The 12,810-nt window shown below is 46.2% G+C and carries 15 protein-coding genes; 8 read left to right on the top strand and 7 right to left on the bottom strand.

Annotation, left to right across the window (positions count from 1 at the left end; genetic code table 11):
* Positions 1 to 77: 77 nt before the first annotated feature.
* Positions 78 to 1,061 carry a TIGR03943 family putative permease subunit gene (locus AC4E8D_RS17535; RefSeq protein WP_490205007.1) on the bottom strand — a complete coding sequence of 328 codons (984 nt, stop codon included), beginning with the start codon at positions 1,059 to 1,061 and terminating at the stop codon, positions 78 to 80.
* 82 nt (positions 1,062 to 1,143) lie between these two features.
* Positions 1,144 to 2,178 (bottom strand): permease, encoded by a 1,035-nt coding sequence (locus tag AC4E8D_RS17530; RefSeq protein WP_490205006.1) that lies wholly within the window; start codon positions 2,176 to 2,178, stop codon positions 1,144 to 1,146.
* Positions 2,179 to 2,413: 235 nt separating this feature from the next.
* Here AC4E8D_RS17530 and rpmG point away from each other — a divergent pair, with 235 nt between their 5' ends.
* From rpmG to AC4E8D_RS17500, 6 genes are all read left to right on the top strand, one after another.
* A complete protein-coding gene (gene rpmG, locus AC4E8D_RS17525) occupies positions 2,414 to 2,563 on the top strand; it encodes a 50S ribosomal protein L33 (RefSeq protein WP_036613813.1) in 150 nt (49 codons plus the stop codon).
* Positions 2,564 to 2,612: 49 nt separating this feature from the next.
* Positions 2,613 to 3,320: a metal ABC transporter ATP-binding protein gene (locus tag AC4E8D_RS17520; protein WP_490205005.1), complete on the top strand. Its 708-nt coding sequence runs from the start codon at positions 2,613 to 2,615 to the stop codon at positions 3,318 to 3,320.
* A complete protein-coding gene (locus AC4E8D_RS17515; RefSeq protein ID WP_490205004.1) occupies positions 3,266 to 4,159 on the top strand; it encodes a metal ABC transporter permease in 894 nt (297 codons plus the stop codon). Before AC4E8D_RS17520 ends, AC4E8D_RS17515 begins: the two co-directional genes overlap by 55 nt.
* The gene (locus AC4E8D_RS17510) at positions 4,146 to 5,228 is read left to right on the top strand and encodes a metal ABC transporter substrate-binding protein (RefSeq protein WP_490205003.1); all 1,083 of its coding nucleotides are present in this window, start codon (positions 4,146 to 4,148) and stop codon (positions 5,226 to 5,228) included. Before AC4E8D_RS17515 ends, AC4E8D_RS17510 begins: the two co-directional genes overlap by 14 nt.
* A 164-nt stretch (positions 5,229 to 5,392) precedes the next feature.
* Positions 5,393 to 5,860, top strand: a complete 468-nt coding sequence (locus AC4E8D_RS17505; RefSeq protein ID WP_490205002.1) for a hypothetical protein — start codon at positions 5,393 to 5,395, stop codon at positions 5,858 to 5,860.
* Positions 5,861 to 5,919: 59 nt separating this feature from the next.
* Positions 5,920 to 6,621 (top strand): M50 family metallopeptidase, encoded by a 702-nt coding sequence (locus AC4E8D_RS17500; protein ID WP_490205001.1) that lies wholly within the window; start codon positions 5,920 to 5,922, stop codon positions 6,619 to 6,621.
* A gap of 114 nt (positions 6,622 to 6,735) precedes the next feature.
* Here AC4E8D_RS17500 and AC4E8D_RS17495 read toward each other — a convergent pair whose 3' ends face one another.
* The 5 genes from AC4E8D_RS17495 to AC4E8D_RS17475 form a co-directional block, all read right to left on the bottom strand.
* Positions 6,736 to 7,107, bottom strand: a complete 372-nt coding sequence (locus tag AC4E8D_RS17495) for a DUF4363 family protein (protein ID WP_237174956.1) — start codon at positions 7,105 to 7,107, stop codon at positions 6,736 to 6,738.
* A 26-nt stretch (positions 7,108 to 7,133) separates the two neighbouring features.
* Complete coding sequence (locus AC4E8D_RS17490) at positions 7,134 to 7,862, bottom strand: DUF421 domain-containing protein (protein ID WP_237174957.1); 729 nt, start codon at positions 7,860 to 7,862, stop codon at positions 7,134 to 7,136.
* Between the two features lie 170 nt (positions 7,863 to 8,032).
* Positions 8,033 to 8,896: an SDR family oxidoreductase gene (locus AC4E8D_RS17485; RefSeq protein ID WP_124115137.1), complete on the bottom strand. Its 864-nt coding sequence runs from the start codon at positions 8,894 to 8,896 to the stop codon at positions 8,033 to 8,035.
* Positions 8,893 to 9,960 (bottom strand): mannonate dehydratase, encoded by a 1,068-nt coding sequence (gene uxuA, locus AC4E8D_RS17480; RefSeq protein ID WP_490205000.1) that lies wholly within the window; start codon positions 9,958 to 9,960, stop codon positions 8,893 to 8,895. Before uxuA ends, AC4E8D_RS17485 begins: the two co-directional genes overlap by 4 nt.
* A 40-nt stretch (positions 9,961 to 10,000) precedes the next feature.
* A complete protein-coding gene (locus AC4E8D_RS17475) occupies positions 10,001 to 10,678 on the bottom strand; it encodes a GntR family transcriptional regulator (RefSeq protein ID WP_026081054.1) in 678 nt (225 codons plus the stop codon).
* Between the two features lie 273 nt (positions 10,679 to 10,951).
* On the opposite strand from AC4E8D_RS17475, the gene AC4E8D_RS17470 reads away from it, so the two are divergent.
* Both AC4E8D_RS17470 and AC4E8D_RS17465 read left to right on the top strand, forming a co-directional pair.
* A complete protein-coding gene (locus AC4E8D_RS17470; protein ID WP_017688208.1) occupies positions 10,952 to 11,254 on the top strand; it encodes an ArsR/SmtB family transcription factor in 303 nt (100 codons plus the stop codon).
* Positions 11,255 to 11,344: 90 nt separating this feature from the next.
* Complete coding sequence (locus AC4E8D_RS17465) at positions 11,345 to 12,748, top strand: aldehyde dehydrogenase (RefSeq protein WP_490204999.1); 1,404 nt, start codon at positions 11,345 to 11,347, stop codon at positions 12,746 to 12,748.
* Positions 12,749 to 12,810 lie beyond the last annotated feature (62 nt).

Below are 12,810 nucleotides of genomic sequence, written 5' to 3'. Positions count from 1 at the left end.
AGCCCCAAAGCGATGTAATCCATTGCTTTGGGGCTTTTTGTCGTTGAGGTTCAAGTAGTTACTACTACTACTTGAACCTACGGGCTCTTTATTTTCTCATACACCATCACCGAGTCCGCATTGGTATAAATATAAGGCGTGGATGGCTCGGATACAGGTGTCACCTTTGTGGCCCGAATCTCAATCGTATCCTTACCGTTAACCTGTGCAGAGCCTATGCTGCCATCAATCTGCACCCAGCTGTCTGTAGGGAAGCTATCCGCTTCTGGGATGTGAATCATCACGCCAAAGGGAGCCGCATCCGCGGGGCAACACATGACGAGAAACCGTCCCAGTGCAAAATGTGATTCATGATCCATACTTTTGTCCCGATAAACGAACCCGGTTAAGGAGATATCTTTGCCTACAAATTGTCGCTGGAACATATCGATCGTGCCGAGGGTTTCAGAGAAGATCTCGGGATAGACTCGGATGACCTGTTCTGCATACAACTTCTCCGCCAGTTCAGCGAATTCACGGCTATACTCGTCTGGGGGAATGAATTGTACTTTGGTAGCCGATGCAGGCTGAACGGTCGTTGGTTTTTTTGTGTGATCTTGTACATTCAATTGTGTTGCCGGATCAGGTAAAGGCTCTTTGCGACGAATCTCGGGAGGGGCATAAGTGAGAGACATGCCTTTCTGGCTAGCCATGGAGCTGCCGAGCGCCCGATCAGGTAACAGAAACCCCAGCAACAAGGGGATAGCAATCAGACCATATACCAACGAGCTGCGTAGGAAACCGGAAGGAGGTGGATGTTCACAATCGCAATGAATCTCGTTACTACTGAACAGTCCATGCCACGCCATGATAACTGCAATAAACAATAAGGGAACAGGGCAGCATAACAGCAGTTTTTGCATGGTAGGCGCCAAATAATAATGAAGCGAATCACTTGAATTCAAGTGAATAATGTACACTGCCACCCCGCCGATCCAGCCCGCACGAATCAGGTTATGCCATTGAATGATGTGTGATCTTGGAACGGGAGGTTTGGTCATCGTATAGACCGTGTGATTCATATCATCACCTCATCTCTATTCATAGTCAGGATGAAAGTTCATGGGATTAACCATTCAGGTCATGAAGTATGTTGCTCAACCTTTATACCAGCAGGTTAATCAACCATGAGCCAGCGAAGACGAGCGTAATAATGGCTAGACTTAGACCAATAACAAACCGGGTACGGAAGGTGGAGAGCAGCATGAGCGTGCTTTTGAAATCCAGCATTGGACCAAGCACAAGGAAGGATACCAGCGGCCCCAGTGCAAACGTATGTGAGAACGCAGAAGCCACAAAAGCATCTGAAGTGGAGCAGAGAGACAATACATAAGCAAATCCCATCATAAACACATAGGAGGCGACAGGACCATTGCCAAGTGAGATCAGATCGCTGCGGCTAATGAATGTCTGGATGCAGGCTGTAATCAGGGCACCAATCACCAGATATTTGCTCATATCGACAAATTCGTCTCCGGCGTGAATGAAGAAGCTGCGCCAGTTTTTTACATGGTTATGATCATGATCATTTGCGTGTCCATGAGGTTGCGCCATTTTAAACCCGGGATGTGTCTTGACCTCTGTCACTGCGATCTTTGGCATCCGAAGGGGATTTCGACGAACAAACACATACACAAGCATGCCTATGGAAGCTGCTACGGCAAAGGCCAGCCCCATACGGGCAATGGTAATCTCAGGATGGGAGGGAAAGGCAAGCAAGGTTGCCGTAAATACGATGGGATTGACTACGGGACCACTCAAGATGAACGTAACTGCGATATAGGCTGGCATGCCTTTGTGCATCAACCTTCTCACTACCGGGATCATGCCGCATTCACAGATGGGAAAAATAATACCGAGTAGTCCTGCGACCAGCACGCCGCCGATAGGATTCTTGGGCGTGAGTTTGCGGACCATTTCTTCGGATACAAACCATTGCATGAGCGAGGATAATAGCACACCCATGAGCAGAAAAGGTGCGGCTTCAAGGAAAATACCTATGAATACGGTTTTCATATTTTGCAAAGCTTCACTGTTCCATGCTTCCTTCAGGTCTGGAGCCATTGTGATCAACACGGGAACAAGAAATGCACAAGGGATCAGGAAGGACAGGAGCTTCAAATTGGCTGCCATTTTCATGAAACAGACCTCCACAACTAGGACTTTGCTAAAATATATGCTTGTACGTGCAGCAACATACATCATTCCTATGTTCTAATCAACATTTTTACGATTAATCAAGATTCTTCATCCATATGTAGAACTGGCGTGAACTTGAATGTTCATTTTCCGGCGTGGAGTTGACAAAAGAAAAGCTATAGACTAATATCATTAAATAGTAATAATTACGATTAAATAAGAGGAGGCAACAACCATGAGAGTCATTGTAACTTTAGCCTGCACCGAGTGCGGGGACCGCAACTATACAACAACCAAGAACAAACGTAACCATCCAGAGAGACTTGAGATGAAGAAGTACTCCCCACGTTTGAAGAAAATGACGATTCACCGGGAAACACGCTAAATTTTTTTGCTCATTTTAAATCGTAATATTTACGGAAAGAGGGGAAGACATGATATTATCCTCCATGCGTGATGTTGTATTTGGATATGGCAAAGAGCCGGTCATTGATCAACTGTCGCTGGATATCCATGTGGGAGAGTTCATAGGCATTACTGGCCCTAATGGTTCTGCCAAAACAACCCTGTTAAAGCTGCTGCTGGGGCTATTGAAGCCCTGGAGCGGCACGATACATACGAATTCGCAGTTGAAACGTGGGAACACATCCAATATCGGCTATGTGCCCCAACAGGTGGCATCGTTTAATAGTGGATTTCCCAGCACGGTGAACGAACTGGTCCGATCCGGATGTTATACCAGACTGGGACTTTTTCGCAGATTTACATCGGAACAGGATGCCATCGTTGAACGCAGTTTGCGTGAGGTCGGTATGTGGGAATATCGGAATACACGCGTCGGTGAGTTGTCCGGTGGACAGAAACAGCGGATCTGTATTGCCAGAGCCATGGCTGGGCAACCGCAGGTTCTAGTACTGGATGAGCCAACAACGGGAATGGACCGCCACAGCCGTAAAGGATTTTACAATCTGATGCGCCACTATGTTGATGCTCATGGGATAACGATTATTATGGTTACTCATGGACTGGAAGAGATGGGAGATCGATTGGACCGAACCATTACTCTGGAACGGCAAGAAAGTGAGGAATGGCAGTGTTTGAGTACGAATTCATGCAACGTGCCTTCTGGGCAGGTGGACTGATTGGAGTCATGGCTCCAATTCTTGGGGTTTATCTGATGCTCAGGCGGCAGGTCCTAATGGCAGACACGTTATCCCATGTCTCACTCGCAGGGGTGGCGCTCGGTTCGGTCATGAATCTTAACCCGGTGGTCTGCGGATTTGCCGTTGCCATTATCGGTGCATTACTGGTTGAACAACTGCGGCGAAGTTACCGAACCTACAGCGAGGTACCTGTGGCGATCATCATGACTTCGGGGCTGGCTCTTGCTGTAGTGTTGATGAGTCTCAAAACCAATCTGTCCAAAACATTCAGCTCATACTTATTTGGATCTATTGTCGCGGTTAGCGATATACAATTGTGGATGATGGCAGGAGTATGTGTCATAGGTTTACTTTTTTTCATCCTGCTCCGGAGACCGTTGTATAGCTTTACGTTTGATGAAGAGACAGCTTCCATTGGAGGCGTTCAGGTGAAAGGATTATCGTTTGCATTTGCCATTCTGACAGGAATGACTGTAGCATCAGCCATGCCGATCGTCGGTGTGCTACTAGTGTCTGCTCTCATTGTATTGCCCGCTGCCTTGGCACTAAGAGTGTCTCGCAGTTTTACAACAGCCATTATTGTTGCGATAATTACAGGTTTAATCGGTATTTTTAGCGGACTCACCGCATCTTACCATCTAAATACACCACCGGGAGGAACAATTGCACTCATCCTGTTGGTCATCCTATTGACTGGAATATCAGCGCAAAAGCTGATTGCACGATATAACCGCAAGCGCCATCGCAAAGAAACGAAATCACAGCACGTCATTCTGGTCAACCATTCTAGGAGGAATATATCACATGAAACTCAGTAAAAAAGCTACGCTCGGATTGTTGTTTAGTCTTACACTTATCGTCGCAGGCTGCGGACAAAAATCCGCTTCTGATGCAAATACAAGTTCTACGGGTGCTTCTAATACGGTCTCCACAGAGAATGAAGTAGCAAAATTAAACGTGCAGGTTAGTTTCTACCCCATGTATGAATTCACTAAAAATGTAGCAGGCGACCTAGCGGATGTACATACGCTCGTTCCAGCAGGAATGGAGCCTCATGATTGGGAACCAACACCGCAAGATATTGCCAGCATTGAAAAAGCGGATGTGCTTGTATATAACGGTGCGGGTATGGAATCATGGATGGATCAGGTCACCGGAAGTCTGAGCAATGCTTCACTCATTCAAGTGGAAGCAAGCAAAGACATCAACCTGCTTGAAGGTGGAGAGCATGATCACCATCATGAAGATTCAGAGGCAACAGAACATGACCACGATCATGACCATGGGATTGAAGCGACTACAGAAGAACACGTCCACGATCATGACGCCGAGGCAGAAGCAGGACATGATCACGATCACGGGGGACTGGATCCCCACGTATGGCTGTCACCTGCATTGGCTGTAAAAGAAGTGCGCAATATTGAAGCAGGTTTGGCGCAGGCTTCTCCAGAACACGCTGAACAGTTCAAGCAGAATGCAGATGCCTATGTTGCTCAACTGGAGTCACTGGATCAGGACTTCAAGGCGGCTGTGACGGAAAGTAAACGCAAGGATTTCATCACACAACACGCTGCATTTGGTTATCTGGCACAGGAATACGGATTGCAACAGGTGCCTATCGCAGGATTGTCTCCTGAGCAGGAACCTTCGGCAGCGCAGATGGCATCTGTCATTGATTTTGCAAAAGAGCATCAGGTGAAGACGATTTTCTTCGAAACACTGGTTTCATCCAAAGTGTCTGAGACGATTGCAAGTGAAGTGGGGGCCAAGACAGCTGTATTGAACCCGATTGAGGGACTTACCGAGGAAGAAATTGCGGCGGGAATGGACTACATCAGTGTGATGAGAAAGAATCTGGAGGCTTTAGAACTGGCACTGAACGAATAATTAAAGATCAGTTTGATGCCTTTCACCGAAAAAGGTACAATAATACAACATGCTGAGGAATGGAGTGCCATTCCTTTGCCTTTTTGCGAAGCAGAGAGCACAGTGATGTGCTCTCTCTTTGTTGAATAAGGGACCGGATCGAGGAGAACAGGAGGACGCATTAGATGAATTTAAATGAAGAACATGAAGTGCTGTTAAGTGAACAGCCTGCCCATCTGTGGAGACGGCGTAAGCTCGAGCTGATGCACTGGACGGAACGTGATAAACATACGGTATCCGCGAAGAAAACGGAGATTTGGAACGGTGTTGAAGTTGATGCAGAGCTTGTGAACGCATTGTCCATACTTCGGAATGCGGGCGTGAAGACTGAATTTTCATGTGCAGGGGTGAGTCCGCTTGATGAACCTGTCGATCATTCCCTCTATGCGTATGTTACCCTTGTGCAAAGTGAAGTTGCGGATCAATTCGTGAACTACGCGCTCCGTCGGATGCGGAATCGACTGCTCGTTACGCTAGAGGCCGAAAAGGGCCGCTATGATCTATCTTCTTTTTTCATTGGACACAATCGGAGCTTCTGCTGGTGGATGGAGCACTGTGCTCTACAGTTTTGGAAGCCGAAACGAATCGATTGAAAAAAGCGTAGTATAAAGGATAGGCTTGTTTATTTGAAGGTAAAGGAGGTATGGCACGATTGAATAAGTGGGTCAAAACGATACTTTTTCTACTAGGCTCCGTCTTTCTTACACGATTCATCCCATTTTCGTCCTTGTTCCGTAACCTGGATACGATGATTCACGAATTCGGTCATGCACTAATGACACTGGTATTGTCCGGTAAAGTGCTGCGCATTGAATTGTACGCTGATCATAGTGGTGTAACTTACTCTTCCATGCTGACGCCAGGCAGATCGATCCTGGTTTCTCTGGCGGGATATATCAGTGCATCACTGTTCGCCTGGCTGTTGTTTTACTTATACCGCAGAGGCTTGCACATGTGGGGACTCGGTATTATGACAGCTGTCGCTCTGGTGTCACTCCTGTTATATGTAAGAGGGGAGTTTGGCATGTTATGGCTGACCGGGTTCATCGTACTGAATGTTGTCATTATGATTTTTGGTGCCAAGATCGTGAAGTTCTATTATCTGTTACTGGCGTTTCTTACGCTGGAAGAGTCGGTCGTTAGTGCCGTATACGTTGGATTAATGTCCTGGACTCAGCCTTCACGGGCAGGGGATGCAGCGAATCTTGCTCAGCAGACGTTCCTTCCGGCGCTATTCTGGGGCACGTTGTTCGCTTTGTTTGCACTGTGGTGTGCCAAGGGAGCACTCAGTCTCTTTTTCCGCAAAGAAGGCACTTCGCGACCGTCACGGTCTCGGGGATTACGAAGAGCGTAACGGATAGTAAGTTATATAAAGCAAAGAAGGCACTTCCTTTCTTCATAAAAGGATAGTGCCTTTTGTTATTGAACTTACATCTGATATTAGAGCCTGATATTAAAGATATTGAACCTAATCTCCAAGATTATCCCATAGGACATAAAAGTAATAAATCTCTTCCATAATCGCCTTATCATCCTCTGCCGCAACGCCGCCCTTGATCCGAGCAAGGGTGCCCAGTATATCATATATCGTTTCACGCTCCACACTGAACTGAATGCGGTTGACGATTTTATCCCAGGCCTTCATTGCGTAATTAACTTGAGACTTGGCTTCAGTCCATTGATTACCCTTAACCTGTTGCTCTAACGTTTGTATAGATTCAAGCAAGCGATCATCGGTGCCAAAGGGCTTTTTGAGAAAGGATCCGCTAGCCATAATTGCAACGAACACAAGAATGAGGAAGATCGGAAGCACATATAGCAGCCAGAAACGCGTTTTCATTCAACCGCCTCCTTGATGTGAAGAGTTTAGAAAGGCCCCTCATAATCGCCCATATCTATTTTTTCAGTGATTTTATCCTTGAACAGATCTACATACAATTTGTCATTGGGCAATATGGCGGCAAAAGCAATATCCTGTATCGTGATCTTTTGTTTCTTGAGCTGCTCGCTGAGCCAGTTGATATCTTTGTTTCTTTCCTCCAGATTTTGCTTAATCAGCAGGCCATCAATGATAATCTCGGTCATTAGCTTGCTCTTGGGCGGGTGCATATGCATGTCTTTGGCGGTTACCGGTTGATTCTCAGGTTTCAATACAACTGAAAGGCTGCCGTCCGGTTCCAGAATGGCATAATCCAGCGTTGTGATATCAAATACATCCTTTTGCCGCAGCATCATGGTCAATTCGTCAATTTTGACTCGCATTTTACTCAGGTTCTGTTCGAGAATTTTACCGTTCTGGATGATCAATGTGGGATCAGAGTCCATTAATTTGGAGATGGTGCGATTTTTAAGTGTAATATACTGAAAGATGATCGTAATGATTGTGAAAATGGTCAAGGCCACAAAATGAATCCACGCTTTCGATGAGAGATCGGTTGCAAAAGTCCCTGCAATGGAACCAATTGTGATGCCGTTAATATAATCAAAATACGTCAAGTTACCCATCTGTTGTTTGCCCAGCACCCTTGTGTAGATGATCAGAGTCAGAAAGGCAATAATAGAGCGTACGGCAACAACCCATGTTTCTTCCATCATGTATGTATCACCTTCCTTTACTTCACTTCGCATAGTTACTATAACAAGCTTTTCCTACACTGGATGATCTTATGCTTGAACGCAAAAAACCGAAACCTGGGTAAGTATCCCAAGTTTCGGTTTCTATAAATTCTCTATATTAGTTGAACTGATTAATTACACGTTACTCGTTATACACCAGAATAGGCCATAAATCCGCCATCTACCGGAATGACTGTGCCAGTGACAAAGCCGGATTGTCTTTCATCCGCAAGCCACATCAATGTGCCAAGCAGGTCTTCCGGTTTGCCAAAGCGGCGCATAGGAGTATGGGCAATGATTTTACTCGAACGTTCGGTAGGAGAACCGTCTGGTTGCAGTAACAGATTACGATTTTGCTCAGTCAGGAAAAACCCGGGTGCAATAGCATTGACACGAATTCCGGATTCGGCCAGATGAACGGCGAGCCACTGCGTGAAGTTGTTAATGGCTGCCTTCGCAGCGCTGTACGCTGGAACTTTCGTCATGGGCGATGGGGCGCTCATGGAAGAAATGTTTATGACAGTAGCGGGAACATCGCGCTCTATCATATGTTTTGCAAAGATCTGAGTAGGGATGAGAGAACCGACAAAATTCAGATCCATCACCTGACGAAATCCCTCTACACTTACATCGAAAAATGTAGTGACATCGCTCTTTTCCAGATCTTCCAATCTGAAAATTTCATTCGTGGTGTTGGCACTGGCGTTATTGCCACCTGCGCCATTGATCAGAATATCACATGGTCCGAGCTGTTCCAGCACCGCATCTGCCGCTGCTTGCACACTATCGGCCTGGGTTACGTCACAGGCAATAGCAATCGCTCTGCCACCTGCGGCTTCAATCGCAGCTACAACTTCCTGCCCCTTGGACACGGTACGATTCAGGATGGCTACACTTGCACCATGCCGAGCGAGTTCTTCCGCCATGGAGCGGCACAGTACTCCAGCACCTCCGGTGATTACAGCTGTTCTGCCATTGAGACGAGATGAGCGTTCATATTGGTGTTCACTCATGCTTTTGCCCTCCTTTGCAGGGAATCCCAGACGCCCCAGAGATACATGATCCCCAAAGCCCGGTCATAAAGTCCATAACCAGGTCGGCACTGTTCTCCCCAGAGATGACGACCGTGGTCGGGTCTTGCATACCCTTCATAACCGATATCGTGATAAGCCTCAACAACCCCTGCAATATCAACACTGCCATCCTGACTGCGATGTGAGGTCTCGATAAAGTCGCCATTATCGTAGATTTTGACATTACGAATGTGGGCAAATGGAATCCGATCCTTGAACTCGTGTATCATCCCGATAATGTCATTATCAGCATTTGCTCCCAAAGAGCCACTGCATAGTGTCACGCTGTTGTAAGGGCTGTCATAAAGATTCAAATATTTCCGAACATTCTCCTGACTTGTAATAATCTTTGGTAATCCAAAGATTGGCCATGGCGGGTCATCCGGATGGATGGCCATTCGAATCCCCAGCTGTTCGGCTGTAGGCATAATCTCTTGCAGGAAATAACGTGCGTGCTCCCACATATGATCCTCGGTTACATCCTTGTAGGCTTCGAACAGACCTGTTAAATATTGCAATCGTTCCGGTTCCCAACCTGGCATGGTGAGTGCGGAGTTTTCCGTAATGCGTCGAACGAGTTCTAGAGGTTCTATATCTGCGAGTTTACTGTGCTCATAGAAGAGGGCAGTTGAGCCATCCTCCATTTCCTTGTGCATATCCGTGCGAAGCCAGTCGAAGATTGGCATAAAGTTGTAACAGATGACCTTCACACCAACTTGAGCCAGTTTCTCCATTGTTTTAATATAGTTCGCAATGTATTTATCCCTTGATGGCAGGCCCAACTTGATATCCTCATGGATGTTCACACTCTCAACGACATCCAGATGTAACCCGGCCTTGTCCGCTGCTGTTTTGACAGCGAGTATTTTGTCCATTGGCCATTCCTCGCCAGCAGGAACATCGTGCAGTGCCCACACAATACCTTCAACTCCCGGAATCTGCCGGATATGATCCAGCGTTACCGTATCATTGCCTTCGCCGAACCAGCGAAAAACCATTCTCATCACGTTCACCTCATCATGAATAGTAGGAAGAAAAATTCAGTCATTGAAAATAGGACGGATATGTATCCTGCAGGACAGCCAAATCGGTGACAGTTAAATGCAAGTGTTCCTGCATCAGTCGCTCTGCTGTGTCGGCATCATGCTGCTGAATGGCCTTGACCATAGACCGGTGCTGTTCAATCAGGTGATCCCACTGGTGGTCTGAGGATAGGCGTAACATGCGACTTCGATTCAAATGTACATTCATCTGCTGGATAACAGTCCAGGTGTTGCTTTTGTTGCAGCCTGCAAAAAGAGTGCTATGGAATTCCTCATCCAATTGGAACATTCGTTCATCATCCGGTTTGACCCTGCATTCCTGTTGCCATGCAAGGTTCTGTTCAAGAGCTACCATCTGTTCGTTCGGAAAGTTCTCGCAGGCGAGCCTGATTACGGCTCGTTCGAGCTGTTCACGCATGAACCGTGCTTCCTCAACGAGGTCGACCTGAATCAGAGAGACGTATGTGCCACGCTGTGGATACACTTCTAGCAGACCTTCCTGAGCAAGCCTTACAAAACTTTCTCGAACAGGTGTCCGGCTTACCTGGAATTCCAGCGAAATCTCCTTCTCAGAAATAGCTGTTCCCGGAGGCATTTTCAAACTCAAAATGAGTTGTTTCAGCGTGAAGTAAACGACATCTCGCGTTGAGTAAGATTGCTTATTATTCATGGAAGACATATTGCTCGCAACAGGCAACAAACCGGCTTTGGATGATAACTTTGGGGTATATTCCACAACTTCAACTCCTTCAATGCCATACTACCATACTTGTATGGTAGTATGGAAGCGCTTTATCATCATTATATTAAATTTAGTTGATGGTTCACTTGCAGTTCATGTGATTAAAGAGTACAATCCAGTTATTAGGTTCGAATGTTTAAACGAACAGACATCAGACAGAAAATAATATGCGTAGAAATAATAAAGAAGAAATAGTATAGAGGTGAAACCATGGGACAAAAAGCAATTAGCGTTTTTCAAACCTGTATCCCGTTATTTCAGGTGTTAAGTGACAACCATCGTCAATCCATTTTGCTGACACTTACCGAGAAGGGCAGAATGACGGTGAATGAAATTACTGAACAATCCAGCCTATCCCGGCCAGCCATATCTCATCATCTCAAGCTGTTGTTAGAGAAGGGACTTATATCTGTGGAACAGAAAGGCACACAGCGCTATTATTCGGCTTCATTGAATGCATCGGTGGAACTGTTGAAGGAACTGGTAGCTGCTCTGGAAGAAGAGTGTCTGTAGATTAATAGTAATAAAACATGCTTTTGCATGTGCCTTATAGGTTCGTAAGTTTAAACGCTTGATCAATAATAAATAGAGGGGTGTGTATATATGACAACGACTATACAGGAAGTAACCAGTCAGGAAGTTGAACAGATCTTGGAGCAGCAACGACAGTTCTTTCGTTCCGGGGCCACACGATCTGCAGAAGCTCGAATTGCACGTCTGACCCAACTCAAGCAGGCCATCCAAAAGTACGAATCCAGACTGACAGGAGCTCTCTATCAGGATTTGGGCAAAAGTGAGTTCGAATCCTACACAACCGAGATCGGATTCATGATGGATAGCATCACACACACCATTCGTAAAGTGAATAAATGGGTGAAACCCGTTAAAGTGAAAACGCAAATGGCGCTCCTGGGTTCGAAAAGTTATATCATACCCGAACCCTATGGGGCGGTTCTGATCATCGGACCGTTTAATTATCCTTTTCAACTCTTAATCGAACCATTGGTAGGTGCTATTGCGGCAGGCAACACAGCCGTGCTCAAAGCGTCAGAGAATACACCTGCGGTGTCCGCTGTTGTCCGTGAAATGATTGCGAGCGTATTCGAACCCGCATACGTACAAGTGCTCGATGGTGCAAAAGATACAACGACAGCACTGATTAACGCGCCATTCGACTATATCTTTTTTACAGGCAGTGTGCCGGTAGGCAAAATTGTGATGGAGGCAGCTGCCAAAAATCTCGTTCCCGTTACGTTAGAACTGGGAGGCAAAAGTCCTGTTATCGTTGATGAACAGGCGGATATCAAAGTAGCAGCTGAGCGCATTATATGGGGCAAACTGCTCAATACGGGACAGACCTGTATCGCACCCGATTATTTACTTGTGCATGAGCGTGTGAAGGAACCGTTAATTACAGAGATGAAAGCAGCGATCGTGTCCTTCTTTGGTTCGGATATCCAGCACAACAAGGACTATGGACGAATCGTGAACAAGGGACATTTTAAACGTCTGACAACTTTGATTGAGCGGGATCAGGCCAAAGTGATATATGGGGGAGCTTCGGATGAGGAAAATCGCTTCATTGAACCTACTTTAATTGATGCGGAGTCCTGGGATGCAGCAACGATGGAAGATGAGATTTTTGGACCGATTCTGCCAATCATTAGCTACCGTAACATTGATGAAGCCATTGTAGAAATCGTAAAGCGGCCGAAACCACTCGCCTTGTATCTGTTCACTTCCGACACCCGGGTTCAGGACAAAGTGCTGCGCGAAGTTTCTTTTGGGGGCGGCTGCATTAACGATACCATCACGCATGTAGCGAATCCGCGTCTGCCATTTGGCGGTGTTGGTCATTCTGGTATTGGCTCGTATCACGGGCAGTACAGCTTCGAAACCTTCTCTCATCTCAAAAGTGTACTGAAAAAAAGCACCAAATTGAATCTGCCGATTCTGTATCCACCGTATGATAACAAGCTGAAGCTGATTAAGCGTTTGTTAAAATAACACTTCATATAAAAACAGAGAACAACTTGAATCGAATCATGCAAAGAGTTTAAGCCCAACAG

The sequence above is a fragment of the Paenibacillus sp. SRL342 genome (assembly GCF_984798905.1).
The sequence above is the reverse complement of the archived record's forward strand: the minus strand, read 5'-3'. Positions and strand labels throughout refer to the sequence as shown.

Coding starts and splice junctions, on each gene's coding strand:
- AC4E8D_RS17535 (WP_490205007.1), bottom strand. CDS start 1,061: ATGAATCACACGGTCTATACGATGACCAAACCTCCCGTTCCAAGATCA.
- AC4E8D_RS17530 (WP_490205006.1), bottom strand. CDS start 2,178: ATGAAAATGGCAGCCAATTTGAAGCTCCTGTCCTTCCTGATCCCTTGT.
- rpmG (WP_036613813.1), top strand. CDS start 2,414: ATGAGAGTCATTGTAACTTTAGCCTGCACCGAGTGCGGGGACCGCAAC.
- AC4E8D_RS17520 (WP_490205005.1), top strand. CDS start 2,613: ATGATATTATCCTCCATGCGTGATGTTGTATTTGGATATGGCAAAGAG.
- AC4E8D_RS17515 (WP_490205004.1), top strand. CDS start 3,266: ATGGCAGTGTTTGAGTACGAATTCATGCAACGTGCCTTCTGGGCAGGT.
- AC4E8D_RS17510 (WP_490205003.1), top strand. CDS start 4,146: ATGAAACTCAGTAAAAAAGCTACGCTCGGATTGTTGTTTAGTCTTACA.
- AC4E8D_RS17505 (WP_490205002.1), top strand. CDS start 5,393: ATGAATTTAAATGAAGAACATGAAGTGCTGTTAAGTGAACAGCCTGCC.
- AC4E8D_RS17495 (WP_237174956.1), bottom strand. CDS start 7,107: ATGAAAACGCGTTTCTGGCTGCTATATGTGCTTCCGATCTTCCTCATT.
- AC4E8D_RS17490 (WP_237174957.1), bottom strand. CDS start 7,862: ATGATGGAAGAAACATGGGTTGTTGCCGTACGCTCTATTATTGCCTTT.
- AC4E8D_RS17485 (WP_124115137.1), bottom strand. CDS start 8,896: ATGAGTGAACACCAATATGAACGCTCATCTCGTCTCAATGGCAGAACA.
- uxuA (WP_490205000.1), bottom strand. CDS start 9,960: ATGAGAATGGTTTTTCGCTGGTTCGGCGAAGGCAATGATACGGTAACG.
- AC4E8D_RS17475 (WP_026081054.1), bottom strand. CDS start 10,678: ATGTCTTCCATGAATAATAAGCAATCTTACTCAACGCGAGATGTCGTT.
- AC4E8D_RS17470 (WP_017688208.1), top strand. CDS start 10,952: ATGGGACAAAAAGCAATTAGCGTTTTTCAAACCTGTATCCCGTTATTT.
- AC4E8D_RS17465 (WP_490204999.1), top strand. CDS start 11,345: ATGACAACGACTATACAGGAAGTAACCAGTCAGGAAGTTGAACAGATC.